Here is a 26,587-nt window from a genome sequence, read left to right as displayed (position 1 = left end):
TTATGATGCTCGAGGGATGGCGCTGGTACGGGCCCGATGATCCCGTGTCGCTGGATGATGTCAGGCAGGCCGGGGCGAGCGATATCGTCTCGGCACTGCATCAGGTGCCGATTGGCGAAGCCTGGACACGCAAGGCTGTCGAGGAGCGCAAGAACTTCATCGAGAACGGCCAGCCCGGCCGCTCGCAGCTGACCTGGTCGGTGGTGGAATCGATTCCGATCCCCGACGACGTCAAGCGTCTCGGGGCTAAGGCAACGCGCTCGATCGAGACCTGGATCGCCAGCATGGAGGCGGTCGCCGCTTCCGGCATCAAGATCATCTGCTACAACTTCATGCCGGTCGTGGATTGGTGCCGCACCGATCTCGAATGGGAGTTGCCGAACGGCGCCCGTGCCATGCGCTTCGACCAGGATCGCTTTGCTGCGTTCGAGCTGCACATCCTGAAGCGGCCGGCCGCGACCGCCGAGTATTCGCCGGAGCAGCAGGCTCGCGCGAAAAAGCTGTTCGACCAGATGAGCCAGGCCGATATCGATTACCTCGTCATGGTGATCGCCAGCGCGCTGCCGGGCTCGACCACCGAGCCCATGACCATCCCGCAATTCCGCGACCGGCTCGCAACCTATCGCGACGTCACGCCAAAAATCCTGCGGCAGCATCTCGCCGAGTTTTTGGGCCGCGTCACACCCGTCGCCGAGCGGCTCGGGGTCTCATTGACACTGCATCCGGACGACCCGCCGCGCCCGTTGTTCGGCCTGCCGCGCGTCGCGTCCAGCGCCGATGACTATCAGGCGTTGTTCGATGCCGTGCCGTCAAAGGCGAATGGTATCTGCCTGTGCACGGGGTCGCTCGGCGTGCGCGCCGAGAACGATCTTCCCGCGATGGCCGAACGCTTCGGTCCGCGTATTGCCTTTGCGCATCTGCGCGCGACCAAGCGCGAGGGGGATGGCCTATCCTTCTACGAGTCCGATCATCTCGACGGTGACGTCGACATGGTCGCGGTGCTGAAGGCGCTGCTGAAGGAGAACGCGCGACGTTCGCCCGACAAGCAAATCGTCTTTCGTCCCGACCACGGCCACCGCATGCTGGACGATCTCGCCGCCACCAAGCGCACCAATCCCGGCTACACCGCGATTGGCCGCCTCCGCGGTCTCGCCGAGCTGCGCGGCGCAATCCGCGCGATCGAGCATCAGTAGCACGCGGCCATCGCGCCGAGCTTCGGATAGAGCCGGTCGATCGCGGCAATCTCGCCTTGCATCTGCGCGATGATCCAGTCGCGGATCTCGGCGGCGATGGGGCGCATCGGCCGGTTGCGCGGTGGCAGGAATTCGCAGATGCGGCGTGTGGTGGTGAGCGTGTCGGAGGCCGGCACCAGCGCGCCGGTCAACAGCCAGTGCGAGGCGACCGTCAGCCAACCGAGCGCGATGCCCTGGCCGAGCAGGGCGGCCTGCATCACGACGGCATAGTCCGTGAAGCTCAGCGCCTTGGCCGCGCCGCGGCGCCCGGTGAGAAGCGATGCGTAATCCGCGGCCCAGTCGCCCGGCGTCTCGGCGAGCCGAATTATGGTGTTGCCCTCGGCGGGATCGGTTTCGCCGAGATAGGCTGGGCTGCACATCGGCAGCATGACCTCCTTCATTACCAGCGTGCCGCCGGATGACGGCTCCTCGCGATCGCGGAAGCGCATGCCGAGATCGACATTTTCCACCGGTCCGCGCAGCGCGCCGGAGATCAGTTGAAAGCGCAAATCGACCTGCGGGAATTGCCGCTGCAGCTTGTCGATCCGCGGCATCAGCCAATGCGTTGTGAAGGCGGAGGAGACCGACAGCGTCACCGTCTCGGTGCCCTTGCGGCGTCGCTCGATCTCGACCAACCCGCTCTCAATGCTGCGAAAGCCTTCGAGCACGCGGCGATACAAGAGTTCGCCTTCCTCGGTGAGCACCGCGCGTCCCGCCTTGCGGTCGAACAGGCGCACGCCGAGATGGTCCTCGAACTGGCCCAGCATCCGGCTCACCGCAGGCTGGGTGACGTTCAGTTCTGCGGCAGCCGCCGTGAAGCTGCCATTGCGCGCCGCTGCGTCGAAGACGAACAGGGCGTTACTTGAGGGCAGCATCCGGCGCAGCTCGGGCATAACACCATGTTATGAGCCAGGTGAGAATTTGGCAATTGCCGAGTTTTGCCAAGTCTGGTGTCATCGCTATCACAGCCTAAAGACAGGGCTTGCGAGCGAAGAGGTGGTGCGGTGCACGCTTCCACCGTAAGTACTCAAATTTCCTGTCTATAAAGCAGGCTTATGGCGCGCAGTGAGGCACGCCATTGTAGGGACATGGCGAGGTCGATCGTTGGACAAACGAGCGGAAAGCGTCGAGATCAGATCCGCGAGCAAGGCCTATGGCGCCGTTCGCGCTCTCGACGACGTGTCCCTCAATGTCGCCGCCGGCGAATTCGTCTCGCTGCTCGGCCCCTCCGGCTCCGGCAAGACCACGTTGCTCGGCATCCTCGGCGGCTTCATCCTGCCATCGAGCGGAACGATCCTGTTCGGCGGTCGTGACGTCACCTGGATGCCGCCGCACAAGCGCGACATCGGCGTCGTGTTCCAGAACTACGCGCTGTTCCCGCATATGAGCGTCGGGGAGAACGTCGCCTTTCCCTTGCGCGCGCGACGGCTGCCGAAGGCGGCCTGGCCGGACAAGGTACGCGCGGCACTTTCGATGGTCGGCCTTGCCCGCTACGAAGAGCGCGGCATCGCGCAACTCTCCGGCGGCCAGCGCCAGCGCGTGGCGCTCGCACGCGCCATGATCTTCGAGCCGCGGCTGGTCCTGATGGACGAACCGCTGTCCGCGCTCGACAAGCAGCTGCGCGAATCCATGCAGATCGAGCTGCGCACGCTGCACAGGCGCATCGGCGCCACCATCATCTACGTCACCCACGATCAGCGCGAAGCGCTGACCATGAGCGACCGCGTCGCCGTGATGAAGGACGGCAGGCTGATCCAGATCGACGCGCCCGAGCGGCTGCACGATCATCCCGTTGATTCCTTCGTCGCGAGTTTCATTGGCGAAGCTACGATGCTGCCGGTGCGGCGCATCGATGCCTCCGGCGTTGCACTCGGCAATGTCCTTCTGCGCAGCGCCCGCGCCATTCCTGACGGAGACTCGCTGATGCTCGCCGTGCACAGCGAAAAGCTGCTGATCGACGACGGCGCGCAGGACACCGCCTGCAATCGGCTCACCGGAACGGTCACCGACATCGTCTATCAGGGCGAGAGCCTGCGCATCTTCCTCGCGCTCGCCGATGGCATCGTGCTCAGCCTGCGCCAGGCGAGCCACCACGAAGCCTACAGCCGCATCCCGCCGCTCGGCGGCAGTCTCACCGTGACCCTTCATCCCGAGGACACCATCATCGTGCCCAGGGTGAGGGACTGAACCTAAGTCTTGTCCAACCGAGAGAAGAAGCCAAAAATGTCGTCAGCAGCCTCGTTCAGCAATTTCAAGGTTCTCACCTTCGACGTCGTCGGCACCTTGATCGATTTCGAGACCGGCGTGCTCTCCGCGGTGCGCAGGATCTCGGGCAAATCGCCGGCCGAGCTCAGCGACGACAAGATCTTCGAATCCTATAAGCGTGGCCGCGACAAGCACCATGAGCGTTCGAGCGAGGTGATGTTCCATGTCTATCGCTATCTCGCCAAGGAGCTCGGGCTGCAGGCCGATGACGCCTCCTGCGACGTTTTCCAGCTCGCGGTGCTGCGCTGGGGACCGTTCCCGGACTCGGTCGAGGCCTTGAAGCGCCTGCGCACCAAATTTCGGCTGGTCGCCATGACCAACGCCGACCGCGTCGCGCTCTCCTGTTACGCGCATGCGCTCGGCAATCCCTTCGACGATACCGTGTGCGCCGACGAGACTGGCGTTGCGAAACCAGATCCGGAGTTCTTCGCCTACAACAAGGGCCGCCAGTCCGCTTTCGGCTACAAGCAGTCCGATATCCTGCACGTCGCGCAGAGCCAGTATCACGACATCGGGATCGCGCGGAAACTCGGCTACAAGGTGTGCTGGATCGAGCGCCGTCAGGGCATGGCCGGCTTTGGCGGTACACCGGCCGTGGAGACGCTGACCAAGCCAGATTTCCATTTCCCGACATTGAAAGCGCTTGCCGATGCGGCCATCGGACCGGCGGCGTAGGGCATGAGCGGCGGCATGACACGGGACTGGAACGCGCTGCCATCGGCCAATTCGCTGTGGGCCGCCACGGCGGAGCCGGCGCGCGAGTTTCCGGTCCTGTCGGGCGAGCAGCAGGCGGATGTGGTGATCATCGGGGCGGGCTATACCGGCCTGTCGGCGGCACACCACATCGCCAAAAGCGGTTTGTCGCCGATCGTGCTCGAGGCCAACCGCCCGGGCTGGGGCGCGAGTGGCCGCAATGGCGGCGTGATCACCGCAAAATTCCGCCTCTCGTTCCGCGACATCGACGCTGTGCACGGCCGCGCCGTGGCGCAGCGCATGTACGAGATCGCGCATGAATCGATCGACATCGTCGAGGAGCTCGTCGCCGAATATGACATCACCAGCGCAAATCTGACGCGCTCCGGCCAGGTCAAGGCGGCGCACAACGAGACGACGCTCCGGGCCGCGATAGACGAAGCCAACTGGATGACGCGCGAGATGGGGAGTGCCGAGGTCCGCATCCTCGACAAGGGGCAGGTGCGCGACGAGACCGGCTCCGACATTTTCGTCGGCGGCGTGCTCAATCCCGGCTCCGGCGGCATCCATCCGCTGAACTATCTGCGCGGCCTCGCCGGAGGCGTGGCGCGCCGCGGCGTGCCGATTTACCAGGAATCGCCGGTCGTAAGCCTCCGGCACGAGAACGGCGGCATCGTCGCCGAAACGCCGCAAGGCGCGGTGCGGGCAAAGCAGGCGATCATCGCCACCAACAGCTACTCCGACCTCACCGGCGCGACCGCGAACATGCAGCGCACGCTGATCCCGTTCCGCAGCGCCATGATCGCGACCGAAAAGCTGCCGCGCAATCTGGCGGGCAAGCTGATGCCGGCGGGCCGCACCTACACCGAGACCAAGCGCATGATGCGCTGGTTCCGGATGGTCGACAATCGCGTGATCTTCGGTGGCCGCGGTGCCTTCGGCAAGCAGGACTCCGCAGCCGCGTTCGATGCGCTGCGCAAGGCGATGGTGGGTATCTTCCCCGACCTTGCCGATATCCCGCTTGCCTACAAATGGTCGGGCCTGGTCGCGATGACGCTGGACTCGGTGCCGCATATCGGCCGCATCGACGACCGCACGCTGTTCTCGATGGGCTACAACGGCGCGGGCGTGGCGATGTCGAGCCTGATGGGCCGCTATCTCGCCGCCTTCGTGCGCGGCGAGACGCCAGAGGTCGGACTGCTCGACGCGCGGCGATTGAAAGCTATCCCGTTCTATCCGTTGCGCGAGCCCGCCGTGCGCATGGTCGCCGGCTGGTACCAGTTTCTCGATGCGATCGGTCAGTGAATTTAATTGGTGACAGAGGAGGCGAGGATGACGACGAAACGAGATTTTCGATTTGGCTACGCTTTGTTGGGCGGATCGCTCGGATTGTTTGCAACAACCGGCATCGCCGCCGCCGAACAGATCACCTTCGTCTCGCAGGGCGGGGCCTACCAGCAGGCGCAGACGGTGGCGATCCTCGATCCCTCCGCCAAGAAGCTCGGCATCACCGTCAACCAGGACTCCATTCCCGACGCCTGGCCCGCGATCAAGACGCAAGTCGGCAGCGGCAAGCCGATCTGGGATGTCGTGGATACTCCGACCGGCAACTGCCTGCGTGGCGGCGAGCAGGGGCTGATCGAGAAGCTCGACTTCTCGAAGATTCCGAACGGCGCGGCGATGCCGGAGGGCTATCGTAGTCCGTACTCGGTGTCCTACGAGTTCTATTCCAGCGTTCTGTCCTACAGCCAGAAGACATTCCCGAAAGAGGCGCCGAACAGCTGGGCCGACTTCTGGGACGTGAAGAAATTTCCCGGCCGTCGCGCACTGCGCAACCACCCGTTCGCGACGCTCGAGGCGGCGCTGATGGCCGACGGCGTCGCGCCCGACAAGCTCTATCCGCTCGACGTCGACCGCGCCTTCAAGAAGCTGGAAGAAATCAAGCCGAATATCACGGTGTGGTGGACCTCCGGCGCCCAGTCGGCGCAGCTTCTCAATGACGGCGAGGTCGACATGGAGATGGCCTGGAACGGCCGCGTCAGCGCGGTCGCCAAGGAGGGCGCCAAGGTCGCCTTCACCTACAACCAGGGCGTTTTGCAAAGCACCTCGCTCTGCATCCTCAAGGGCGCGCCGAATCTCGAGACGGCCGTCAAGTTTCTCAACGAGGCCGTCGATCCCGTGCACCAGGCCAATCTGCCGCTGCATATCGACTACGGTCCGGGAAATCCAAAGGCGTTCGAGGCCAACGTGATCAAGCCCGAGCGCGCCGCGCAATTGCCGAGCGAGCCGGCCAATGCGGCCAAGCAGGCGCTGATGTCCTACGCCTGGTGGTCCTCGCCGGCGGGCGAAGCCGCCGAGAAGCGTTGGGCGTCGTTCATGCAGAAGTAAGCGAAGCGAGGCTGCGTTGACGATATCCGTGCCAGATCCATCGCAAAAGCATCAGCGCCGCGAGCATGCGCTGATGCTGGCATTGGTGTCGCCGGCGCTGCTGGTGATCTTGGCTCTGATCGTGCTGCCGGTCGGCTGGCTCGCCTGGCAGTCGATCTACCACAACGGCTTCACGCTGGAGAATTATCGCCGCGTCTTTACCGAAGACATCTACTGGCGAAGCTTTGCGCTGACCTTCGAGATCAGCCTCGCGGTCACGGGAATCGCGCTGCTGCTTGGCTATCCCGTGGCATATCTCGCCAATTCGGTGCCGAAAGGGTGGAGCATCCTCATCCTGTCGCTGGTCGTGCTGCCATTCTGGACCAGCGTGCTGGTGCGGGCCTATGCCTGGCTGGCGCTGCTCCAGCGCACCGGCGTGATCAACCAGTTGCTGCGTTATCTCGACGTGACAGGCGAACCGCTTGCTCTGGTGCACAACACCTTCGGCACGGTGGTTGCGACGGTACACATCCTGTTGCCGTTCATGGTGCTGCCGCTCTACGCCACCATGCAGAAGATCCCGTCCGATCTGATGCAGGCGGGCGCCAGCCTGGGGGCGAGCCCGTCGCTCACTTTCGTCCGCGTCTTTCTGCCGCTGTCGTTGCCGGGCGTGCTCGCGGGCTGCACCATGGTGTTCGTGCTCTGTCTCGGCTTCTACATCACGCCGGAACTGCTCGGCGGCGGCCGCACGGTGATGGTGTCGATGCTGGTGAGCCGCAACGTCGAGCTCTACAACCAGTTCGGCGCTGCGAGCGCGGTCGCCGTCGTGCTGCTCGTCAGCGTGCTCGCGATCTTTTTCGCCGTCAGCCGCTTCATCTCGCTCGATCGCATATTGGGGCAGAAATGATGCGATTGTCGCCCGCCCGGATCGCACTCTATATGATCAGCGCGCTGGTGCTGGTCTACCTGATCCTGCCGGTGCTGATCATCGCGCCGATCTCCTTCTCCAGCGCGCGCTTTCTGACCTTTCCGCCGCCGTCGTTCTCGCTGCGCTGGTATCAGCAGTATTTCTCCAGCACGGCCTGGATGCAGGCGACGCGGGTGACGCTGACGGTCGCGCTGCTGACCGTTGTTATCGCGACGCCGCTCGGCGTCGCCGCCGCCTACGCCATCAACCAGTCGAAGCTGCGCATCATGCGGCTGATCCACATGATGCTGCTGTTGCCGCTGGTCGTGCCCATCATCATCACCGCGGTGGGCATCTTCTTCCTCTATGCCAAAGTCGGCTTGGTCGCGACACTGCCGGGCCTGGTGCTGGCAAACGTCATGTTGGGCCTGCCATACGTCATCATCTCGGTGCTGGCGGGCCTGCAAAGCTTCGATCCGGCGCAGGAAATGGTGGCGCGTAGCCTCGGCATGAACCGCCTGCGCAGCTTCTTCGCGGTGACCTTGCCGCAGATCCAGTCCAGCGTGGTTGCAGGCGGCATCTTCGCCTTCATCTCGGCGATGGACGAGACCATCGTCGCGCTGTTCATCTCCGGCGGCCAGTATCAGCCGCTGACCAAGCGCATGTTCACCGCGCTCCGCGACGAGATCGACCCGACCATCGCCGCGATCTCGACACTGATGACGGCGGCCTCGTTCATGCTGGTGCTGCTGGCGAGCGCGCGGCAGCGCAAAGGGGCATGATGGCAAGGGGGCCTGCTCCCCGGTCGACGTCCGAGAGAGGCATGGCTGCCGCCGCTATTTGCCGGAGAGGCATGACGAGGCCGTAATGCCGGGCAGCGGTTTCGGCCTTGCACCTTGTTTCCGGCTGTCCTACGCCAGCCCGGAACAAAATTTTTCGCGAAGCTGCGAAACGCATCGCCAAAGCCTTGAGGGAGCCGTCATGACCATTCGCAACACCCGCACCGGGGGCCAGATCCTGATCGATCAGCTCGTCGCGCAAGGCGTCGAGCGTGTCACCTGCGTGCCGGGCGAGAGCTACCTTGCGGCGCTCGACGCGCTGCACGACAGCCCGATCGACGTCATGATCTGCCGCGCCGAAGGGGGGGCCGCAATGATGGCGGAGGCGTATGGCAAGCTCACCGGCCGCCCCGGAATCTGCTTCGTCACCCGCGGCCCCGGCGCCACCAATGCCAGCCATGGCGTCCACATCGCGATGCAGGATTCCACGCCGATGATCCTGTTCGTCGGTCAGGTCGACACCGGCATGCGCGAGCGCGAGGCGTTCCAGGAGCTCGACTACAAGGCGGTGTTCGGCACCATGGCGAAATGGGCGGTCGAGATTGATCGTCCCGACCGGATTCCGGAACTGGTCGCGCGCGCCTTCCGCGTCGCCATGCAGGGCCGTCCCGGTCCCGTCGTGATCTCGTTGCCCGAGAACATGCTGACCGAGACTGCTGCCGTTGCGGACGCCATGCGGATCGAGCCGGCGGTGAGCTGGCCGGCGCCTGCCGATATCGAGCGCGTTGGCGCCATGCTTGCCAGCGCCAAGGCGCCGCTCGTCATTCTCGGCGGCTCGCGCTGGACCGATGAGGCGACCAGGAGCATCGCGCGCTTTGCCGAGCGGTTCGACCTGCCGGTCGCGACCTCGTTCCGCCGCGCGTCGCTGATCGACGCCGATCACTCGCACTATGCCGGCGATCTCGGCATCGGCCCGAGCCCGGGCCTGAAGGCGCGCATCGACGGCGCCGACGTCATTCTGTTGATCGGCGGCCGTATGTCGGAGATGCCGTCCTCGTCCTACACGCTATTCGATATTCCGACTCCGCAGCAGAAGCTGATCCACGTGCATCCGGGTTCGGAAGAGCTCGGCCGCGTCTATCAGCCGGCACTCGCGATACAAGCCACGCCCGCCGCGTTCGCGGCCGCGGTCGAGACGCTGAAGTCCGCCGGCGCAGTCGCCTGGAAGGGCGAGGCCGCCAAGGCGCATTCCGATTATCTCGCCTGGACCGACAAGGCGCGCGAGCTGCCGGGCACGTTCCAGTATGGCCAAGTCATGACCTGGCTGCGCGATCGCCTGCCCAAGGACGCCATCGTCTGCAACGGTGCCGGCAACTACGCCGGCTGGATTCATCGCCATCATCGCTTCCACAGCTTTGCCTCGCAGCTCGCGCCGACCTCGGGCTCGATGGGCTATGGCGTGCCGGCGGCGGTGCTCGCGAAACGGCAATATCCGGATCGCACCGTTATCGCGTTCGCCGGCGACGGCTGCTTCCTGATGAACGGGCAGGAATTCGCGACCGCCGTGCAGTACGATGCAGCCCTCGTCGTTATCGTCGTCGACAATGCGCAATACGGTACCATTCGCATGCACCAGGAGCGCGACTATCCCGGTCGCGTGGTCGGCACCCAGCTCAAGAACCCGGATTTCGCGATGTACGCGAAAGCGTTCGGCGGCCACGGCGAGCGCGTCGAGCGCACGGAAGAGTTCGCGCCGGCGTTCGAGCGTGCGCTCGCCTCGGGCAAGCCGTCGATCCTCCACTGCATCATCGATCCGCGGGCGATGTCGGTCGGCAAGGACTTTGCCCCTGCGGTGAAGGCCTAAGCGATGTCGGAGGGCCGCCACGTCGCCATCATCGGTGCTGGCGCGGTCGGCGTGATCAGCGCCATCGAAGCGCTACGCGAGGGCCATCGCGTCACGCTAATCGATCCGGGCGAGCCCGGTGGCGAACAGGCGGCGAGCTACGGTAATGCCGGCTGGCTCTCCTCGCATTCGGTGATCCCGCCGGCCGAGCCCGGCGTCTGGAAGAAGGTGCCCTTCTATCTGATGGATCCGCTTGGACCGCTCGCGATCCGCTGGTCTTATCTGCCGAAGGTGCTGCCCTGGTTGATCAAATATCTGCTCTCGGGCTGGACCGAGGCGCGGGTCGAGACGACGGCATTTGCGCTACGCGACCTTCTGAAGGACGCGCCACTGCTGCACAAGAAGCTCGCGGAGGAGGCGGGCGTTCCTGAATTGATCGAGCGTAACGGCGTGATGCATGTCTTCCCGTCGCGCGGCAATTTCGACAATGATCTCGGCTGGCGCGTGCGCAAACGCGTTGGTGTCGAATGGCTGGAGCTTTCGGCCGACGAGATGCGTCAGCGCGAGCCCGATTTGCATCCGCGCTACACTTTCGGCGTGGTGGTGGAAGAGGCCGGGCGCTGCCGCGACCCCGGAGCCTATGTCGCGGCCCTCGCGCAACATGCGCTGGCAAGCGGCGCCAAGCTTGTGCGGAACAAGGCGACAGGCCTCAGACTCAACGACGGCAAGTTAGTCGCCGTCGTCACGGAGACCGGCGAGATTGCGTGCGATGCCGCGGTGATTGCCGCCGGTGCGCATTCAAAGCGGCTCACGGCGTCCGTCGGCGATCCGCTGCCGCTGGAGACCGAGCGCGGCTATCACGTCATGATCGAGAATCCGGAAACGGGCCCGCGCAGCTCGATGATGGCCTCGGATGCGAAGATGGTGGTGAATTGGACCGACAAGGGTTTGCGCGCCGCTGGCACGGTCGAGATCGCAGGCCTCGAGGCCGAGCCGAACTGGAAGCGCGCCGAGATTTTGCGCAACAACCTCTTCAGCATGTTCCCAAAACTGCCGACGGACATTCCGGCTTCGCGTATCAAGACCTGGTTCGGCCATCGGCCGAGCATGCCGGACGGACGTCCCTGCATCGGTTACGCGCGGGCCTCGCGCGACATCGTCTATGCCTTCGGCCACGGCCATATCGGCCTGGTCGGCTCGGCGCGCACTGGTCGTCTCGTCGCCCAGCTTCTGAGCGGCAAGTCGCCGGAAATTCCGCTCGCGCCGTTTTCGCCCGATCGTTTTCTCTGAGACCGCATCATGACCGCTCCAGCCAACTCGTCCTCCCGAATCGCCCGCGGCGGCAAGGCCATCTATGGAGCGCCGCTCGGCATCCTGATGCTGGAGGCGCGCTTTCCCCGCATTCCCGGCGACATGGGCAACGGCACCACCTGGCCATTTCCCGTGCTCTACCGCGTGGTGAGCGGTGCCTCGCCGGAGAAGGTGGTGTTGAAGGGCGCCGCCGGTCTGCTCCCGGATTTCATCGATGCGGCAAAGGATCTGGTGCGGCTCGGGGCCGAAGCCATCACCACCAATTGCGGCTTCCTCTCGCTGTTCCAGAAAGAGATCGCAGCCGCGGTCGGCGTTCCCGTCGCGACCTCGTCACTGATGCAGGTGCCGTGGGTGCAGGCGACCTTGCCGCCGGGCAAGCGCGTCGGCCTCGTCACGGTATCCGGTTCGACCTTGACGCCGGCCCATCTCGCAGGTGCCGGCGTGCCGCTCGATACGCCGCTGGTCGGCACCGAGCGCGGCAAGGAATTCTTCCGCGTCCTGATCAAGGCCGAGAAGGACGACATGGACATCGCGCAAGCCGAACGTGACGTGGTCGAGGCCGGCAAGGAGCTGGTCGCCAGGAACCCGGATGTCGGCGCGATCGTGCTGGAATGCACCAACATGCCGCCCTATGCGGCAGCTTTGCAGGCCGAAGTTGGACTGCCCGTCTATGACATCTATTCCATGATCACCTGGTTTCATGCCGGACTGCGGCCGCGTCGGTTTGGCTAGAGCTCGAGAAGCTGCCGATGGCTCCTCTTCCTTCTCCCCTTGCGGGAGAAGGTGGCGCGAAGCGCCGGATGAGGGGTATCTCTCCGCGCATATAGATGCGGATGAGTGCACGGAGAGATACCCCTCACCCAAATGAGTTTGTATCTATCAGCGGTGATGCCCTCTCCCGCAAGGGAGAGGGCGCAGCCATGCGCATCGTGCGCTGTCCCACCGGCAGTGGAAGAGGCAGCTATACAATCCCTCGATACCTGATCGCGCCAGACGGTAAGAGCTTTCGGGCCTGAACATCGCTAGAGTGCCGCTCGAAATCACGGAGACAAGCGGTGCACAGCCTTCAATCCAATCCCGACACGCGCGCAGACGATTGGCCGTCCGAGCTCTACCGCATCCTGAAAGCCGCCGACGTGCGGCAGATGTCCTACGTCCCCGATGCCGGCCACAGCCAGCTCATCAGCCTGTTCTCGGCCGACCGCGACGTCACCACCAACGTGCTGACGACGGAAGAGGAGGGCGTTGCCATCGCCGCAGGCGCCTGGCTCGGTGGACAGCGCAGCGTGCTCTTGATGCAGTCGAGCGGGGTCGGCAATTGCATCAACATGCTGTCGCTGTCGGCAATCGGACGATTTCCACTGCTGATGCTGGTGACGATGCGCGGCGAATGGGCCGAGTTCAATCCCTGGCAGGTGCCGATGAGCCGGGCTACCCAGCCCTCGCTGGAGGCGATCGGCCTGAAGGTGATGCGCGCGGAGACAGGAGAGGATCTGATCGAGACGGTCGAATCGGCCGCGCCGCTTGCCTACGAATCCGATCAGCAGATTGCCGTTTTGATCGGGCAGCGCCTGATCGGCAAGAAGAAGTGGTGATGCCAATGCAAGCTCAACTCGATCGCCGCGCCGCGGTCGCCGCGCTCCTGAAGAATCGCAAGGACACGCTGGTCGTCTCCGGCCTCGGCTCGCCGACCTATGACCTTCATTCGGTCGGCGACCACGACGGCAATTTCTATCTCTGGGGCGCCATGGGCGGCGCCGCGCTGATCGGGCTTGGCCTCGCGCAGGCCCAGCCGGGAAAGCGCGTCCTCGCCTTGACCGGGGATGGCGAGCAATTGATGGGCCTCGGCGGCATGGCGACCATCGGCGTCGCACGCCCGCGCAATCTCGACATCGTCGTGATCGACAATCAGCATTTTGGCGAGACCGGGATGCAGGCCAGCCACACCGGGCGCGGCGTCGATCTCACCGCGATTGCTGTGGCCTGCGGCTTTGCCGCGACCGGAACCGTGCGGACGCTCGAGGAGGTGGCACGTCTGGCGACGCAGCTCGACGAGACGGCCGATGGCCCGCGGCTTTTTGTCATCAAGGTACTGGCCGAAAATCCGCCGCGCTCGCTGCCCTCGCGCGATGCTGTCTTTATCAAGAACCGGTTCCGTGCTCATCTCGGCTTCGCGGCGGCCTGAGCCGGGTTTCTCGCCCGGCGACAGTCTGCTGTCGAAGCAGATACTCTGGAGTGAGACCATGAAACAATCCGGCAAGGTCGCCGCCATCACCGGCGCGGCGCGCGGTATCGGCAAGGCTTGCGCGAAACGATTCCTGGACGACGGCGTCAAAGTCGTCATCTCGGACGTCGATGCCGATGGCTTGGCCGCGACGGCTGCCGAGCTCGGACGGCCGGAGGCCTTGCGCACTGTCGTCGGCAATGTCGCAAAGCGCGCCGATGTCGACCAGCTGGTCGCAACTGCCGCAAAGGAGTTCGGCCGGCTCGACATCATGGTCAACAATGCCGGCGTCGCCCGCAACCGGGACCTCCTGGAGATTTCCGAAGAAGAATTTGACGAGATCATCGGCATCAATCTGAAGGGCGCGTTCTTCGGCGTGCAGGCGGCGGCGAAGCAGATGATTGCGCAAGGTAGCGGCGGCGGAGTCATCATCAACATGTCTTCGGTGAACGCGCTGCTGGCGATCCCGGCGCTTGCCACCTACGCCATGTCCAAGGGCGGCATGAAGCAGCTCACATCAGTGGCCGCCGTCGCGCTGGCTCCGCACAATATTCGCGTCGTCGCTGTCGGGCCGGGCACGATTTTGACCGACATGGTGGCATCGTCCATCTACACCTCGGAGGATGCCCGCAAAACCGTAATGTCACGCACGCCGGCCGGCCGCGGCGGCGAGCCGGGCGAGGTGGCCTCCGTCGTGGCGTTCCTGGCAAGCGACGATGCGTCGTATATCACGGGACAGACGATCTATCCGGATGGTGGGCGGTTGATCCTGAATTACACGGTGCCGGTGAGGGACAAGTAGGGCGGACCCATTCTCTGTCATCGCCCGGCTTGACCGGGCGATCCAGTACGCCAAGACGCCCGCGGTGAACCGAGGTGCCGCGGCGTACTGGATGCCCCGCCTTCGCGTGGCATGACAGCGGAGGTCGGATGAGGCAGCGAGCCCCTCACTCCGCCGCAGCCGTTATCCCGTGACCCAGCCGCTTCGAGATCCCGCCGGCGCAGTCGCTTAGCGCGTGGGCGATGGGGCTGTCCCAGCGGGCATCGAACGTGCCTTCCGGCCCCATCGCGGTGATCACCAGCGCGACATGGCCGGAATGGTCGAACACGGGCGCTGAGAATGCGTTGACGCCGGGCAGGGGGTCGCCGAGCGCGCGGGCGAGGCCGTGCTTGCGGACCTCGGTGAGCATGTCGGCGAGCTTCGCGCCTTTCACGGTGCGTTTCGGATTGTAGCCGACGCCGTGACGATCGAGGCCGCTTTCGAGTGCGGCGTTGATGGTTTTCTCCGGCAGGAAGGCGGCAAAAGCCCGGCCCGTGGCTGTCTCCAGCAGCGCCATCACCGAACCGGCCCGCATCACGATATGCACCGGCTGGCCGGGTTCTTCCAGCTGCACCACGGTCGGGCCGTGCGTCCCCCAGACCGCGAGCGAGACCGCATGCCCGATCTGACTTGCGAGCGCCGCTATCTTCGGTCCTGCGATGCGTACGCCGGACAGGCGGCGCAGGCTGATCAGGCCGAGCTCCAGCGCCAGCGCGCCGATCTCGTAACGGCCGGTGGTCTCGTCCTGCTCGATCAGGCCGATGCGGGAGAAGCTGGCGAGATAGGGATGCGCCTTGGCCGGCGTCATGCCGGCCTCGCGCGCGAGATCGCGCAGCATCATCGGCTCGCCGCATCTCGCAAGCGCGCGGAGCAATTCTCCGCCGACCTCGATCGACTGGATGCCGCGGCTTTCTCTTTTCATGCGCCTCCTGGCGTGCGGCTCGCTTACGCCGCGTTGCGCTTGGCGGCGCTGTCGGCGAGATGACGGCCGGCAATGTAGCCGAAGGTCAGCGCCGGCCCAAGCGTGATGCCGGCGCCGGGATAATTGCCACCCATGATGCTCGCCATGTCGTTGCCGGCGGCATACAGCCCGGGAATCACCCGTCCTTCAGCATCGAGCGCCCGCGCATTCTCGTCGGTGACGATGCCGGCATAGGTGCCGAGATCGCCGACTACCATCTTGATAGCGTAGAACGGGCCGTTCTCGATTGGGGCGACGCAGGGGTTCGGGCCGTGCAGCGCATCGCCCTGGTAGCGGTTATAGGCCTTCGAGCCCTTGCCGAAGGCCGCATCATGTCCCTGTGGTGCGGTCGCATTGAACTGCTTGACGGTCCCGACGAACGCCGTGCTGTCGATGCCCGCCTTTGCCGCGAGCGCCTCCAGCGTCTCGCCGCGCATGAGATAGCCGGTCTTGAGGTGATGACCCAGCGGCATCGGGAATGGCGGTACGCAGCCGAGGCCGTATTTGCGCAGGGTCTGGTGATCGCAGACCAGGTAGGCCGCGATCTCCTCGCCGGGCTTCGCCGCCTTGACCATGGCCTGGACGAAGTCGTGATAGGAATTGCCCTCGTTGGCAAAGCGCTTGCCGTCACGCATCACCGCGATCACGCCGGGTTTGGCGCGGTCGATGAAATGCGGCATCACGCCGTTTGAGCCGTCCTTGCGCTTGGTGACCGAGACCGGGACCCAGGCTGCCGCGTTCGGCAGGCGGTCCTCGATGTGTCCGCCGGCGTTCTCGGCAAGCCGGAGGCCGTCGCCGGTGTTGCCGGTCGGTCCCGGCGAAAAGTGCTCGTTGCCGGTCGGCGCGTGTGGGAACATCTTCTTGCGCCGTTCGACATCATGCGGGAAACCGCCGCAGGCGAGCACGACGCCTTGTCTTGCACGAATGCGGACGTCGCGTCCCTCGCGGGCGACAATGGCGCCGGTGACAGTGCCGTTCTCGACCGTCAGCTCGCGTACCGGCGCGGACAGCCACATCGGAATCTTCATGTCCTGCGCGGATTTCGCGAGGCGCCCGGCGAGCGCATTGCCGTTGGTCAGCGTCATGCCGCGGCCGTAGCGCAGCACGTCCATCAGATGCCGCGACAGGCGCTTTGCGACATAGACCGCTGAGGTCAGCGACTTCGTCGCGCGCATGAAATGGACGATGTCCTTGCCGGATCCGAGCATCATGCCGAATACGGTCAGCTCGGGCAGGGGCATGCCGAGGGTCTTGATCTGGCCGCCGAGCTCGCGGCCGTCGAACGGGCGTGCCACCATCGAACGACCGCCCTGGGTGCCGCCGGGCGCCTCGGCGTGGTAGTCCGGGAACACCAGCGGCATGTCGAAACGGAGCGCCGTCTTGCTGGTGAAAAAATCGACCGCCTCGGGCCCGGCGCTCAGGAACGCATCGACCCGCGCGGCGTCAAAGTTGTTGCCGGCTTCGTGCCGCAGGTAAGTCCGCGCCTGCTCCGGCGTGTCCTCGATGCCGTAAGCCTTTGCCAGCGACGTGCCGGGAATCCACAACCAGCCGCCGGACCGCGCGGTCGTGCCGCCGAATCGCGGCTCCTTGTCGACGATCAGGACGTCGAGGCCGCGATAGCGTGCGGTGATAGCGGCCGACATGCCGGAGCAGCCCGATCCGGCCACGAGCACATCGCACTCATAGGTTTCGCCTGCGTTGCGCTCGTTGCCGGTCATGCGGGCCTCACTTCTTCAGCAGCGGACATTTGGACTCGGAGACCGGGCGGAAGGCGTCCTCTCCCTTCACCGTCTTGATGATCTCCAGATAATCCCAGGGTTCTTTGGACTGCTCGGGTGTTTTCACCTTGGCGAGATACATGTCGCGAATGACGCGGCCATCCTCGCGCAAGCGTCCGCCATGGACGAATGTATCCTCGATCGGCAGCTCGCGCATCTTGGCCATCGCCTTGGCGGGATCATCGGTGCCGGCGGCCTTGATGGCCTTGAGATAATGCAGCACCGAGCCGTAAACGCCGGTCTGGATCATGGTCGGCATCACCTTGGTGCGCTCGTAGAATTTCCGTGACCATGCGCGGGTCGCCTCGTCCATGTTCCAATACGACGCGGTGGTCATGTAGGTGCCCTGCGCGGATTTGAGGCCGATCGCATGCACGTCGGTGTCGAACATCAAGAGGCCGACCAGTTTCTGTCCGCCTTGGACCAGGCCGAACTCGCCCGACTGCTTGATCGCATTGTCGGTGTCCTGGCCGGCATTGGCGAAGGCGACGACGTCCGATTTCGAGCTTTGCGCCTGGAGTGCAAAGGAGGAGAAATCGGCCGTATTGGTCGGGTGCTTCACGCCACCCAAAACCTTGCCGCCCATCTCGTTGATGAAGCGCGTGGCGTCCTTCTCGAGCTGCTGGCCGAAGGCGTAGTCGGCGGTGATGAAGTACCAGGATTTTCCGCCTTCCTTGATCACGGCGGAGGCCGTCACCTTTGACAGCGCGTAGGTATCGTAGGTGAAATGCACGGTGTTGGGGCTGCAAAGCTCGTCGGTCAGCGAACTCGCGCCGGGGCCGGAGAGCAGCGCAACCTTGTTGCGCTCGCGCACCATGTTGTGCACGGCGATCGCGATGCCGGAATTTGGGATGTCGACGACGGTATCGACCTTGCCGTTGTCGAACCAGCCGCGCACGATCTGTACGCCGACGTCGGTCTTCATCTGGTGGTCGGCGCTGATGATCTCGATCGGCTTGCCGAGCACGGTGGGCCCGAACTCCTCCACCGCCATTTTCGCGGCCTCCACGGAGCCCGGCCCACTGTTGTCGCGGCCCCAGCTCGACAGATCCGTCAGCACGCCGATCCGCACCGCGTCGTCGGAGATTTGCGCGTTCGCAACGGTGGTCATGGCAACCGAAGTCATGGCCGCGAGCATGGCGCAGGCCAAAAGCCCTCTCATCGTCGTTCCCTCTCTTTTTGGGCCGCTTGGCGCGGCTGGTTGTTCTGGCAGATAAATTAGATAATGGCGAATAAGTTTGTCAATGGCGAATACGGACTACGTCGTCCCGGCGAAGGCCGGGACCCATACCGCGTGATCTATCGCTGCCGGGCGGTCGCAGTACCGGAGCACCGGTCCTCGCCAAGCTCCTCCCTGTGGTTATGGGTCCCGGCCTTCGCCGGGACGACGGTGAGGAGGCAGTGGCGCGAAAATCTCGCATCGTGATTTGGGGAGACCTGACACTCCCACAAGTTGCAACCGCCACAACGTTTAGCCATGATGCCACCTGGAATTTTGGGGCGGATGGTAATGACGGCAGCATCGGGGATCTCCACGGCGAGGGAGAAATCGACGACGGCGCATGTGGTGTGGGCGAGTGCGCTCGGCACCGCGATCGAGTGGTACGACTTCCTGATCTACGGCACGGCGGCGGCGCTGGTGCTGAACAAGCTGTTCTTCCCGAGCTTCGATCCCTTCGTCGGCACGCTGGCGGCGTTCTCGACCTATGCGGTCGGCTTCGTCGCGCGGCCGATCGGCGGCGCGATCATCGGGCATTATGGCGACCGGCTCGGCCGCAAGAAGATGCTGGTCGCGACCATGATGGCGATGGGACTGGGCACGTTCCTGATCGGCTGCCTGCCGACCTACAGCCAGATCGGCGTCTGGGCGCCGATCTTCCTCGTCATTTTGCGCTTCGTCCAGGGCATCGGGCTCGGTGGCGAGTGGAGCGGCGCCGTGGTCATGGTGGCCGAGCACGCCGGCAACCGCCGCGGCTTCTACGGCAGCCTGGTGCAGATCGGCTTCCCCGTCGGCGTCGCCGCCTCCACCGGCATTTTTGGTCTGATGACGCAGCTGCCCGAAGCGGACTTCCTGAGCTGGGGCTGGCGCGTGCCGTTTCTGATCAGCATCCTGCTCGTCGGCGTCGGGTTCATCGTGCGGCTGAAACTCGCGGAGACGCCGCACTTCAAGGAGGTGCTCGAGCGCAAGGAGGTGCTGGCGCAGCCGGCGCTGGAAGTCCTGCGCCGCGATTGGCGCAGCTTCCTGCTGGCGGTCGGTATCACCGTGTCCGAAGTCGGGCTCGCTTATCTCCTCACTGTCTTCACCGTGGTCTATGCAACGACGCAGCTCGGCCTGCCGCGGCAGGTGATCCTAAATGCGGTGGTCTATGCCGCACTCGTCGAGCTCGCGACGCTGCCTCTCGCCGGCTGGCTGTCCGACATCTTCGGCCGCAAAGCGCTGTATCTCGCCGGCGGCGTGTTCTCGGTGGCGTTGGCGTTTCCGTTGTTCTGGTTCCTCGACACCAGGGAGCCGGCCCTGATCACGCTCGCGCTCGTCGTCACGATGACACTGACGCATGCGCTGCTGTTCGGGCCGAAGGCTGCCTTCATGCCGGAGCTGTTCCGCACTCAGGTGCGCTACAGCGGCGCATCGCTGGGAGCCAACGTTGCCGCCGCGCTCAGTGGCGGCTTCTCGCCGCTGATCGCAACCGCGTTGCTCGCGTGGGCCGGTTCCTATTGGGCGGTGTCGGTCTACATCATCGCGCTCTCGATCATCACGATCGTCGCAACCCTGATGGCGCCGGAGACGGCGCGGGACTCGCTCAGATCCTGAACGCGGTCATCGGCACGCCGGGTTCGCAGCGCCCGGGACGACGAGGAAGGTGATGGTCTCAGGCGCGAGGCGCACTGCGCTGGCCGCAGTCTTGCGCGCGGCGAGGTGCGGCAGCCCATCTTCGTCGGTCAGCGCGAGCGTCTTGCCGTTCAGTTGCACGGTTGCACCATTCAGTCCTGCTGCCTGCAAAGTGTAGCGTTTGGCGGACAGCGGTAACATGATCGTGCGCGTTGCGCTGCGCGAGATATTGATCGCGAGCACGGTCACGGCGCCGCGCATCGACGGGTGACAGTGCGCGTAGACATGGAGGCCGGGCGCCATCGCTGCGCCTGCGCCGAGCACCGTCGTGCCCATCAACCGATGCCAGAGCAGCGCGCCCCAATAATTGGGTCTCGGGCGGAACGTCTTCTCGTCCAGCAATCCGTAATCGCTCGCGGCCAGCGTGTTGTGCATCACCACTTGAACGCCAGCCTTGGCCAGGCCTCCGAGCTGGTCGAGATAGCGGAACGTATCGGGGAAAGTCTTATCCCAGCGGTTGCCGCCGCAAGCGGCATCGGCGGTTTCCGTCAGCCAGATCGGTTTGCTCGGCGCGAATTCATCGCGCAGGCCACGGTAGATCGACAGCGTCGCATCGGTTCGGGCGAGCCATTCTTCGGACAACGCGCGTGCCGGCTCATCGCGGCCGCCGCAGCGTGGTGAGATCGTGTTGTAGTGATGGTACGAGAAGCGATCGACGTCGGCTCCGGAATTGGCAAGCAGATCGCGGGTGCGAATACTTGACGCGGAAGAGGACGTGGAATCGCCGACCGAGCCCGGGCCGACGATCAGTGTTTCCGGCGCCGCGCGCCGTATCCAGTCGCGAAAGACGTCGAAATCGCGAACATAGGCTTTCGCGTCATATCCTCGCGGCGCTCCGCTCATCGCCGCGAGCGTCGGCTCGTTCATGAATTCGGCGGCGGCGATGTGGCCGCTCAGCGAACGCGTATAGTCGATTAGGCGTTGCGCCTGATCCGGCCTCCAAAGGCCATCCGCATCGCGGCTGCCCGGGCTGATGGCAAAGGAGGTGACGATCTCCGCACCAGTCGCGCGCGCAAAGTCGACGACGCCGCGCCACTGCGCGCGGCTTAGCACTGCGTCGAATCCCGGGGGCGGTGCAGCCGGCGCATTCGCGGTGTCGGCGAAGAACGTCGCATTGGCCCAGGTGCCACTCACGCGCAGATACGCCGGCGACAACGCCACCGCGAGCTTGCGCAGACGCGTGTTGCCGAGATCGATTGGAGGTCTGTAACTGTAGCGATCCTTGTCAACCCGCGTGCGCATCGTTTGCGGATAAGGCTTCCAGAACCGCCCGCCGGTCAGCTCCACCATCTCGATGTTGTAGGACTGGAAGCGGGGATCGACGGTGCCGATCGCTTGCAGCCCCGCAGGTGCGATCGACACGGCGCCGGCGTGCGCCGCGCACGATGTTCCGGCCGCGAGCAGCGCAAGCCTTGTCACACGTGCTGCGTGAAAAAGTCCGCCGCGCCGCATTCGCCGTCTTGTATGCACGTCCTGACGCCTTCTTATGCGTGCTGCCAAAAGCAAATGCAGCCGTCCGAACCATTAGCCTCCCTTATAGCGCGAATTTTTACTTCCAATTTTACTTCGCAAAGTTCCGCCCATAGCCTCCTGTGCAATCGATCATATCGCAGCCGGTCAATGGCGATCGGTGCGAGCGTTCATCGTAGCCAACGAGGGTTGCCATGCTTGACAGGGACAAGGGGACATCCACTGCCAATCCGGCGGGGACGAGCGACAAGTCTGCGAAAAAGCTGAGCCGGCGCACGCTGTTGAAGGGCGCCGCGGCGGTGGCCGGCGCGGCCGCAGGATCGGACGCGATCCGCGGATTCCCGACCATCTGGGCGCAGGAGATCAAGGATATCGAGCTGCGCCATGTCGGCGTGTCCTATTCGGTGGTGAAGGCGATCGGTGACCAGGCGGCCAAGGATCTCGGCTTCAAGGTAACGATGCAGAACCTCGACACCTCCGCCGCCATCAACCGCTTCATAAGCCAGCCTAATACGGTCGATATCGCCGATCTCGAGGGCTGGCAGGCCAAGCTCGCCGCCAAGCGCGGCGTGATCCAGGGCATCGAGGTCAAGAAGGTCAAGGAGTTCGACAACATCCTGCCGATCTTCACCAAGGGCGAGATCGACGGTCACAAGATCCCGCGCCAGGGCATCTCGCCTTACGAGGCCATGTATATCGCCAAGCCCGATTCGACCGACCTCAACGACGGCGTCACGGAATGGGCGACGTTCCTGCCACAGGTCTACAACGCCGACTCCATCGGCTACCGCCCCGACCTCGTCGGCCATGAAGTCACGGAATGGAAGGATCTGATCGATCCGAAATTCAAGGGGAAGGCCGCGATCCTCGACGTGCCCGCGATCGGCATCATGGACGCCGCGCTCTGCTTCGAAAGCGCCGGCCTGATCAAGTACGGCAACAAGGGCAACATGACCAAGGAGGAGATCGACTTCACCTGCAACAAGCTGATCGAGCTCAAGAAGCAGGGCCAGTTCCGCGCGACCTGGACCACCTTCGACCAGTCGGTGCAGCTGATGGCGGCGGGCGAAGTGGTGATCCAGTCGATGTGGTCGCCGGCGGTTGCCGCGGTGCGCGTGAAAGAAATCCCCTGCGTCTACGCGCCGGTCAACATCAAGAACGGCAAGGAAGGCTATCGCGGCTGGTGCAACGGCATGGGCCTGATGAAGCATCTCTCGGGCAAGAAGCTGGACGCGGCCTACGAATATCTCAACTGGTATCTGTCGGGCTGGCAGGGCGGCTTCGTCGCGCGTTACGGCTATTACAGCCCGGTGCCTTCGACTGCGAAGAAATTCCTCACGCCGGCCGAATGGGCGTTCTGGTACGAGGGCCAGCCCGCGCCCGAGGTGGTCAACGACCCCTATGGCGTCCCGATGGAGAAGAGCGGCACCAAACGCGACGGCGGCTCGTTCCTCGACCGCGTCAAGAACATCTCCTGCTGGAACACGCTGATGGACGAAGCCGCCTACATGAACAAGCGCTGGAACGACTTCAAGGTGGCCTGAAACCTGCTTTCCCTGACGTGAACGAAGCGCCGGCGCGACGATGCGCCGGTGCCAAAAGATCGACTTCGAGGCGTTTGCCGACATGCAGCCAAGTCTTAGTCCAGCTCAAACCTCACCACACGCAAATCTCGCCGGCTGGCTCTACGTGTCGCCGCTCGTGCTGGTGCTGGTGCCGTTCTTCGTGGCGCCGATCCTGGTCGTGCTGGCGGCGAGCTTTTTCGCCACTGACGGCTTTGGCGGGCTGACGCCGGGTTTCACGCTCGCAAGCTATGTCGAGGTGCTGCATTCGGCACTGACGCTGAAGCTGTATCTGGCGACGATCAAGTTCACGGTTCTGACCTGGATCTTCACGCTGATCATTGGCTTCTTCGTCGCATACTTCCTGGTTTTCCACGTCCGCAACCAACTGCTGGCGATTGGTCTGTTCCTGCTCTGCACGGTACCGTTCTGGACCTCGAACATCATCCGGATGATTTCCTGGATACCGCTCCTCGGCAAGGAAGGCCTGATCAACCAGGTGCTGCTGGGGCTCGGTGTGATCCGCCAGCCGCTTGAAGTGTTGCTGTTCTCCGACCTCGCGGTGGTCATCGCCTATGTCCATCAGCTCACCATTTTCATGATCGTGCCGATCTTCAATTCCATGGCACGGATCGACAAGAAGCTGATCGAGGCCGCGATCGATGCAGGCGCCAGCCGTTTCGACATCATGCGCCTGATCGTGGTCCCGATGTCCAAGAGCGGCATCGCGCTCGGCACCATCTTCGTCGTCTCGATCGTGATGGGCGATTTCTTCGTGGTCAAGGTGATGTCCGGCGGCGGCTCGGCCTCGGTGGTCAGCGCGTTCTACGAGGACGTCGGTGTATTGCAATATCCGACCGCAGCCGCGAGCGCCGTGCTGCTGACGCTGGTGCTGGTCGCGATCGTCTCGCTGATCCTGCGCACCGTCGACATCAGGCAGGAGATCACGCGATGAGCGCGGTTCTCGCCGACATGCCCAAAACCGACATGTCAAAGATGGTCGCGCCCGCGACGACCAAGGCGATAGCACCGAGCAAGGGCGGCCGGCCGTGGACGTTCTATCTTCTGGCGACGCTATTCGGGTTCTATGTGATCGCGCTGTACGGCCCGATGTTCTGCATCTACGTCCTGTCGTTCCAGGACATCCGCGGCGGCCTCGTCTTCCCGATGAAGGGACAGTCGCTACACTGGTTCGTCGATCTCTTCACCCAGGTGCGGACCGGCGACGTCAAGGGCTCGTTCGATCGTTCGATCAAGCTCGCCGTCATTGTCACCGTCATCACGGTGGTTGTCTCGTTCCTCGCCGGTCTCGGTTTTCGCAAGCGCTTTCGCGGCGACACCGTCGTGTTCTACATGATGATCGGCAGCCTGGTCGCGCCCGGTCTCGTGCTCGGCCTCGGCACCGGTCTGTTATTCCAGGCCCTCGGGCTCAATGCGAGCTGGTACACCTCGGCGCTCGGCGCGCAACTGTCCTGGACGCTGCCGTTCGGCGTGCTCGTGATGTTTGCGGTGATGTCGCGCTTCAACCACGTCTGGGAGGAGGCGGCCTACGACCTCGGCGCCAGCCGCTGGCAATCGATCCGGCTGGTGATGATCCCGGTACTGGCGCCCGGCCTGGTCGCGGTCGCGCTGTTCGGCTTCACGCTCTCCTACGACGAGTTTGCGCGTAGCCTTCAGACCGCGGGCTCACTGAACACGCTGCCGCTGGAGATCTGGAGCATGACCCTGAACGTCACGTCCCCCTCGCTTTACGCGCTCGGCACGGTGACGACGATTGTCTCCTTCATCGTCATCGGCGCGAGCCTGGGCAGCATCGTGCTGATCCAGAAGAAGCGCGGCAGCAGCACAAAGGGTTGAGCTGGGAATGAAGAGCGATCGCGGCGATATCGAACTGGCGGGCATCTGCAAGAGCTTTGACGGCGTCACCAACGTGGTGGACGGCGTCAATCTCAAGATCGCCGACGGCGCCTATTGCTGCTTCATCGGCCCGTCCGGCTGCGGCAAGACCACGATTCTGCGCATGATCGCGGGGCATGAAGACCCGAGTGCGGGTGAGATCGTGATCGGCGGCCAGAACGTCGTCGGTCTCGCGCCGGTGCAGCGGCGCACCGCGATGATGTTTCAGTCCTACGCGCTGTTCCCGCACCTAACCGTGCGCGACAACATCGCGTTCGCCTTGCGCGTGCGCGGCATGTCGAAGGCCGATCGTCTGCGCGCTGCGGATGCCATGATCGAGAAGGTGCGTCTGACGCAATTCGCCGACCGCCTGCCGGCCCAGCTCTCCGGCGGCCAGCAGCAGCGTGTGGCGCTGGCGCGCGCCGCGATCACCGAGCCGAGGGTACTTTTGCTCGACGAGCCGCTGTCCGCCCTCGACGAACAGCTCCGCGTGCAGATGCGCCAGGAGCTTAGGCGGATGCAGCAGGAGCTCGGCATCACCTTCATCCACGTCACCCACACCCAGCTCGAGGCGATCGCGCTCGCCGATCTGGTCGTGGTGATGGAGCAGGGCAGAATCAAGCAGGCGGGCGCGGCGCGCGACGTCTATGCCCATCCGCACGATCGTTACGTCGCCGAATTCATGGGCGGGCAGAACGTCCTGTCGGGGCGCGTCGAGAAGGTCAACGGTTCGACTTTTACGCTCGCGCAGGCCGCGCCTGACGGCATCGAGGTCCCGCTTCAGGCGCGGTCCACGGTCAGCGTCGGTGACAGGATCGATATCGCCGTGCGTCGCGACGATGTCGCGCTGGTCCGGCCGGGCAGGGAGCTGCCGCCGGGCTGCTCCACGTCGCTGCCGAGCCGCGTGCTTGCGATCGAGTACCAGGGCTATTTCGTCAAGGTCATGCTGGACACCGTGCCGGATGACGCGTTCGTCGCCTACGTGCCGGAAAAGACCTTCTTCGCGGATCCCTTCACCGTCGGCGACGTCGTGATGGCCACATGGGCCACCGGCAGCGCGCTTCCACTCGCCTAAAGACCCGTCGCGCACAGGAGTATGATCGTGCAGATATCCTTCACACTCAACGGACGGCCGACAACTGTCGAGGTCGAGCCGGCGACGCTGGTTGCCGAGCTGCTGCGCGAGCGGCTGAATCTCACCGGTACCCATATCGGCTGCGACACCAGCCAATGCGGCGCCTGCGTCGTGCATCTCGATGGCCTGCCGGTGAAGAGTTGCACGCTGCTGGCGCCTGCGCTCGACGGTGCGGCGCTGCTCACCATCGAGGGCCTGCAAGGTGCGCCCGGTTCGAACCAGCTGCATCCGATGCAGGAAGCGTTTCGTGAGCATCACGGTCTGCAATGCGGTTTTTGCACGCCCGGCATGCTGATGACGGCGGTGGCGCTCGCGACCGAAAAGCCGGACCTGACGGAAGCCGACGTCCGCCACGGCCTTGAAGGCAATATTTGCCGCTGCACCGGCTATCAGAACATCGTCGTCTCGGTCATGGCTGGCGCTGCCGCCATGAACGCCGCCAAGGGAGAGTGAC

The 26,587-nt window shown here is 64.4% G+C and carries 24 protein-coding genes; 19 read left to right on the top strand and 5 right to left on the bottom strand.

The genetic code is table 11. The features are described 5' to 3' along the window. Positions 1 to 2: 2 nt before the first annotated feature. Positions 3 to 1,193, top strand: a complete 1,191-nt coding sequence (uxuA, locus tag AC0L27_RS23545) for a mannonate dehydratase (protein ID WP_473320504.1) — start codon at positions 3 to 5, stop codon at positions 1,191 to 1,193. Here uxuA and AC0L27_RS23540 read toward each other — a convergent pair. Next, positions 1,187 to 2,125 carry a LysR family transcriptional regulator gene (locus AC0L27_RS23540; RefSeq protein ID WP_354205012.1) on the bottom strand — a complete coding sequence of 313 codons (939 nt, stop codon included), beginning with the start codon at positions 2,123 to 2,125 and terminating at the stop codon, positions 1,187 to 1,189. The two genes, uxuA and AC0L27_RS23540, sit on opposite strands and share 7 nt — an antisense overlap. Before the next feature lie 211 nt (positions 2,126 to 2,336). Between AC0L27_RS23540 and AC0L27_RS23535 the strand changes: the two genes are divergently transcribed. From AC0L27_RS23535 to AC0L27_RS23480, 12 genes are all read left to right on the top strand, one after another. Next, a complete protein-coding gene (locus tag AC0L27_RS23535) occupies positions 2,337 to 3,419 on the top strand; it encodes an ABC transporter ATP-binding protein (protein WP_354256048.1) in 1,083 nt (360 codons plus the stop codon). A gap of 36 nt (positions 3,420 to 3,455) precedes the next feature. After that, the gene (locus tag AC0L27_RS23530; protein ID WP_018454007.1) at positions 3,456 to 4,172 is read left to right on the top strand and encodes an HAD family hydrolase; all 717 of its coding nucleotides are present in this window, start codon (positions 3,456 to 3,458) and stop codon (positions 4,170 to 4,172) included. Between the two features lie 15 nt (positions 4,173 to 4,187). After that, positions 4,188 to 5,495 carry an NAD(P)/FAD-dependent oxidoreductase gene (locus tag AC0L27_RS23525; protein ID WP_354060193.1) on the top strand — a complete coding sequence of 436 codons (1,308 nt, stop codon included), beginning with the start codon at positions 4,188 to 4,190 and terminating at the stop codon, positions 5,493 to 5,495. Between the two features lie 27 nt (positions 5,496 to 5,522). Continuing rightward, positions 5,523 to 6,578 (top strand): ABC transporter substrate-binding protein, encoded by a 1,056-nt coding sequence (locus AC0L27_RS23520; RefSeq protein ID WP_354060195.1) that lies wholly within the window; start codon positions 5,523 to 5,525, stop codon positions 6,576 to 6,578. A gap of 73 nt (positions 6,579 to 6,651) precedes the next feature. Then, positions 6,652 to 7,464: an ABC transporter permease gene (locus AC0L27_RS23515; RefSeq protein ID WP_354060884.1), complete on the top strand. Its 813-nt coding sequence runs from the start codon at positions 6,652 to 6,654 to the stop codon at positions 7,462 to 7,464. After that, positions 7,461 to 8,246 carry an ABC transporter permease gene (locus AC0L27_RS23510; protein ID WP_354205017.1) on the top strand — a complete coding sequence of 262 codons (786 nt, stop codon included), beginning with the start codon at positions 7,461 to 7,463 and terminating at the stop codon, positions 8,244 to 8,246. The genes AC0L27_RS23515 and AC0L27_RS23510 overlap by 4 nt, the downstream gene beginning before the upstream one ends. A 199-nt stretch (positions 8,247 to 8,445) precedes the next feature. Further along, the gene (locus tag AC0L27_RS23505) at positions 8,446 to 10,107 is read left to right on the top strand and encodes a thiamine pyrophosphate-binding protein (protein WP_275169338.1); all 1,662 of its coding nucleotides are present in this window, start codon (positions 8,446 to 8,448) and stop codon (positions 10,105 to 10,107) included. 3 nt (positions 10,108 to 10,110) lie between these two features. Next, the gene (locus tag AC0L27_RS23500) at positions 10,111 to 11,376 is read left to right on the top strand and encodes an NAD(P)/FAD-dependent oxidoreductase (protein ID WP_354205019.1); all 1,266 of its coding nucleotides are present in this window, start codon (positions 10,111 to 10,113) and stop codon (positions 11,374 to 11,376) included. A gap of 9 nt (positions 11,377 to 11,385) precedes the next feature. Next, positions 11,386 to 12,129: an aspartate/glutamate racemase family protein gene (locus tag AC0L27_RS23495; protein WP_275169336.1), complete on the top strand. Its 744-nt coding sequence runs from the start codon at positions 11,386 to 11,388 to the stop codon at positions 12,127 to 12,129. A 323-nt stretch (positions 12,130 to 12,452) separates the two neighbouring features. Then, positions 12,453 to 12,992, top strand: a complete 540-nt coding sequence (locus AC0L27_RS23490) for a thiamine pyrophosphate-binding protein (protein ID WP_275169318.1) — start codon at positions 12,453 to 12,455, stop codon at positions 12,990 to 12,992. After that, positions 12,992 to 13,582, top strand: coding sequence for a thiamine pyrophosphate-dependent enzyme (locus AC0L27_RS23485; protein ID WP_275169317.1), 591 nt, complete (start codon positions 12,992 to 12,994; stop codon positions 13,580 to 13,582). Before AC0L27_RS23490 ends, AC0L27_RS23485 begins: the two co-directional genes overlap by 1 nt. A 58-nt stretch (positions 13,583 to 13,640) precedes the next feature. Next, positions 13,641 to 14,423, top strand: a complete 783-nt coding sequence (locus AC0L27_RS23480) for an SDR family NAD(P)-dependent oxidoreductase (RefSeq protein ID WP_354205022.1) — start codon at positions 13,641 to 13,643, stop codon at positions 14,421 to 14,423. A 145-nt stretch (positions 14,424 to 14,568) separates the two neighbouring features. On the opposite strand, the gene AC0L27_RS23475 is transcribed toward AC0L27_RS23480, so the two are convergent. The 3 genes from AC0L27_RS23475 to AC0L27_RS23465 are packed head-to-tail and all read right to left on the bottom strand — an operon-like array spanning position 14,569 to position 18,342. Further along, positions 14,569 to 15,363 carry an IclR family transcriptional regulator gene (locus tag AC0L27_RS23475; protein WP_275169315.1) on the bottom strand — a complete coding sequence of 265 codons (795 nt, stop codon included), beginning with the start codon at positions 15,361 to 15,363 and terminating at the stop codon, positions 14,569 to 14,571. A 23-nt stretch (positions 15,364 to 15,386) separates the two neighbouring features. Then, positions 15,387 to 17,120, bottom strand: a complete 1,734-nt coding sequence (locus AC0L27_RS23470) for an FAD-dependent oxidoreductase (RefSeq protein WP_275169314.1) — start codon at positions 17,118 to 17,120, stop codon at positions 15,387 to 15,389. A 7-nt stretch (positions 17,121 to 17,127) separates the two neighbouring features. Further along, positions 17,128 to 18,342 (bottom strand): ABC transporter substrate-binding protein, encoded by a 1,215-nt coding sequence (locus tag AC0L27_RS23465; protein ID WP_275169313.1) that lies wholly within the window; start codon positions 18,340 to 18,342, stop codon positions 17,128 to 17,130. A gap of 348 nt (positions 18,343 to 18,690) precedes the next feature. Here AC0L27_RS23465 and AC0L27_RS23460 point away from each other — a divergent pair, with 348 nt between their 5' ends. Next, on the top strand, positions 18,691 to 19,992 hold the full coding sequence (locus AC0L27_RS23460) for an MFS transporter (RefSeq protein ID WP_275169312.1): 1,302 nt from the start codon (positions 18,691 to 18,693) through the stop codon (positions 19,990 to 19,992). Positions 19,993 to 19,998: 6 nt separating this feature from the next. Here the strand turns inward: AC0L27_RS23460 and AC0L27_RS23455 are convergent, their stop codons facing one another. Further along, a complete protein-coding gene (locus tag AC0L27_RS23455; protein ID WP_354205025.1) occupies positions 19,999 to 21,489 on the bottom strand; it encodes a glycosyl hydrolase family 79 N-terminal domain-containing protein in 1,491 nt (496 codons plus the stop codon). A gap of 245 nt (positions 21,490 to 21,734) precedes the next feature. Here AC0L27_RS23455 and AC0L27_RS23450 point away from each other — a divergent pair, with 245 nt between their 5' ends. The 5 genes from AC0L27_RS23450 to AC0L27_RS23430 are packed head-to-tail and all read left to right on the top strand — an operon-like array spanning position 21,735 to position 26,586. Next, positions 21,735 to 23,084 (top strand): ABC transporter substrate-binding protein, encoded by a 1,350-nt coding sequence (locus AC0L27_RS23450; RefSeq protein ID WP_354256057.1) that lies wholly within the window; start codon positions 21,735 to 21,737, stop codon positions 23,082 to 23,084. 40 nt (positions 23,085 to 23,124) lie between these two features. Continuing rightward, positions 23,125 to 24,057: an ABC transporter permease gene (locus AC0L27_RS23445; RefSeq protein WP_354205029.1), complete on the top strand. Its 933-nt coding sequence runs from the start codon at positions 23,125 to 23,127 to the stop codon at positions 24,055 to 24,057. After that, entirely contained in the window at positions 24,054 to 24,959 is a 906-nt protein-coding gene (locus AC0L27_RS23440; RefSeq protein WP_275169308.1) for an ABC transporter permease, read from the top strand. The genes AC0L27_RS23445 and AC0L27_RS23440 overlap by 4 nt, the downstream gene beginning before the upstream one ends. Positions 24,960 to 24,966: 7 nt before the next feature. Continuing rightward, positions 24,967 to 26,073 (top strand): ABC transporter ATP-binding protein, encoded by a 1,107-nt coding sequence (locus tag AC0L27_RS23435; protein ID WP_354060218.1) that lies wholly within the window; start codon positions 24,967 to 24,969, stop codon positions 26,071 to 26,073. Positions 26,074 to 26,097: 24 nt separating this feature from the next. Beyond that, complete coding sequence (locus tag AC0L27_RS23430; RefSeq protein ID WP_473320519.1) at positions 26,098 to 26,586, top strand: (2Fe-2S)-binding protein; 489 nt, start codon at positions 26,098 to 26,100, stop codon at positions 26,584 to 26,586. The last annotated feature ends 1 nt before the right edge of the window (position 26,587 follow it).

The organism is Bradyrhizobium sp. Ken51 (assembly GCF_055807435.1).
This window is presented reverse-complemented; position numbering and strand designations above follow the sequence as displayed.

Bases quoted from the DNA above. Each gene is read 5' to 3' on its own strand.
- AC0L27_RS23525 (WP_354060193.1), top strand. From the start codon at position 4,188: ATGACACGGGACTGGAACGCGCTGCCATCGGCCAATTCGCTGTGGGCC.
- AC0L27_RS23475 (WP_275169315.1), bottom strand. From the start codon at position 15,363: ATGAAAAGAGAAAGCCGCGGCATCCAGTCGATCGAGGTCGGCGGAGAA.
- AC0L27_RS23485 (WP_275169317.1), top strand. From the start codon at position 12,992: ATGCCAATGCAAGCTCAACTCGATCGCCGCGCCGCGGTCGCCGCGCTC.
- AC0L27_RS23450 (WP_354256057.1), top strand. From the start codon at position 21,735: ATGCTTGACAGGGACAAGGGGACATCCACTGCCAATCCGGCGGGGACG.
- AC0L27_RS23435 (WP_354060218.1), top strand. From the start codon at position 24,967: ATGAAGAGCGATCGCGGCGATATCGAACTGGCGGGCATCTGCAAGAGC.
- AC0L27_RS23505 (WP_275169338.1), top strand. From the start codon at position 8,446: ATGACCATTCGCAACACCCGCACCGGGGGCCAGATCCTGATCGATCAG.
- AC0L27_RS23440 (WP_275169308.1), top strand. From the start codon at position 24,054: ATGAGCGCGGTTCTCGCCGACATGCCCAAAACCGACATGTCAAAGATG.
- AC0L27_RS23515 (WP_354060884.1), top strand. From the start codon at position 6,652: ATGCTGGCATTGGTGTCGCCGGCGCTGCTGGTGATCTTGGCTCTGATC.
- uxuA (WP_473320504.1), top strand. From the start codon at position 3: ATGATGCTCGAGGGATGGCGCTGGTACGGGCCCGATGATCCCGTGTCG.
- AC0L27_RS23465 (WP_275169313.1), bottom strand. From the start codon at position 18,342: ATGAGAGGGCTTTTGGCCTGCGCCATGCTCGCGGCCATGACTTCGGTT.
- AC0L27_RS23495 (WP_275169336.1), top strand. From the start codon at position 11,386: ATGACCGCTCCAGCCAACTCGTCCTCCCGAATCGCCCGCGGCGGCAAG.
- AC0L27_RS23500 (WP_354205019.1), top strand. From the start codon at position 10,111: ATGTCGGAGGGCCGCCACGTCGCCATCATCGGTGCTGGCGCGGTCGGC.
- AC0L27_RS23445 (WP_354205029.1), top strand. From the start codon at position 23,125: ATGCGCCGGTGCCAAAAGATCGACTTCGAGGCGTTTGCCGACATGCAG.
- AC0L27_RS23470 (WP_275169314.1), bottom strand. From the start codon at position 17,120: ATGACCGGCAACGAGCGCAACGCAGGCGAAACCTATGAGTGCGATGTG.
- AC0L27_RS23480 (WP_354205022.1), top strand. From the start codon at position 13,641: ATGAAACAATCCGGCAAGGTCGCCGCCATCACCGGCGCGGCGCGCGGT.
- AC0L27_RS23540 (WP_354205012.1), bottom strand. From the start codon at position 2,125: ATGCCCGAGCTGCGCCGGATGCTGCCCTCAAGTAACGCCCTGTTCGTC.
- AC0L27_RS23510 (WP_354205017.1), top strand. From the start codon at position 7,461: ATGATGCGATTGTCGCCCGCCCGGATCGCACTCTATATGATCAGCGCG.
- AC0L27_RS23520 (WP_354060195.1), top strand. From the start codon at position 5,523: ATGACGACGAAACGAGATTTTCGATTTGGCTACGCTTTGTTGGGCGGA.
- AC0L27_RS23530 (WP_018454007.1), top strand. From the start codon at position 3,456: ATGTCGTCAGCAGCCTCGTTCAGCAATTTCAAGGTTCTCACCTTCGAC.
- AC0L27_RS23460 (WP_275169312.1), top strand. From the start codon at position 18,691: ATGACGGCAGCATCGGGGATCTCCACGGCGAGGGAGAAATCGACGACG.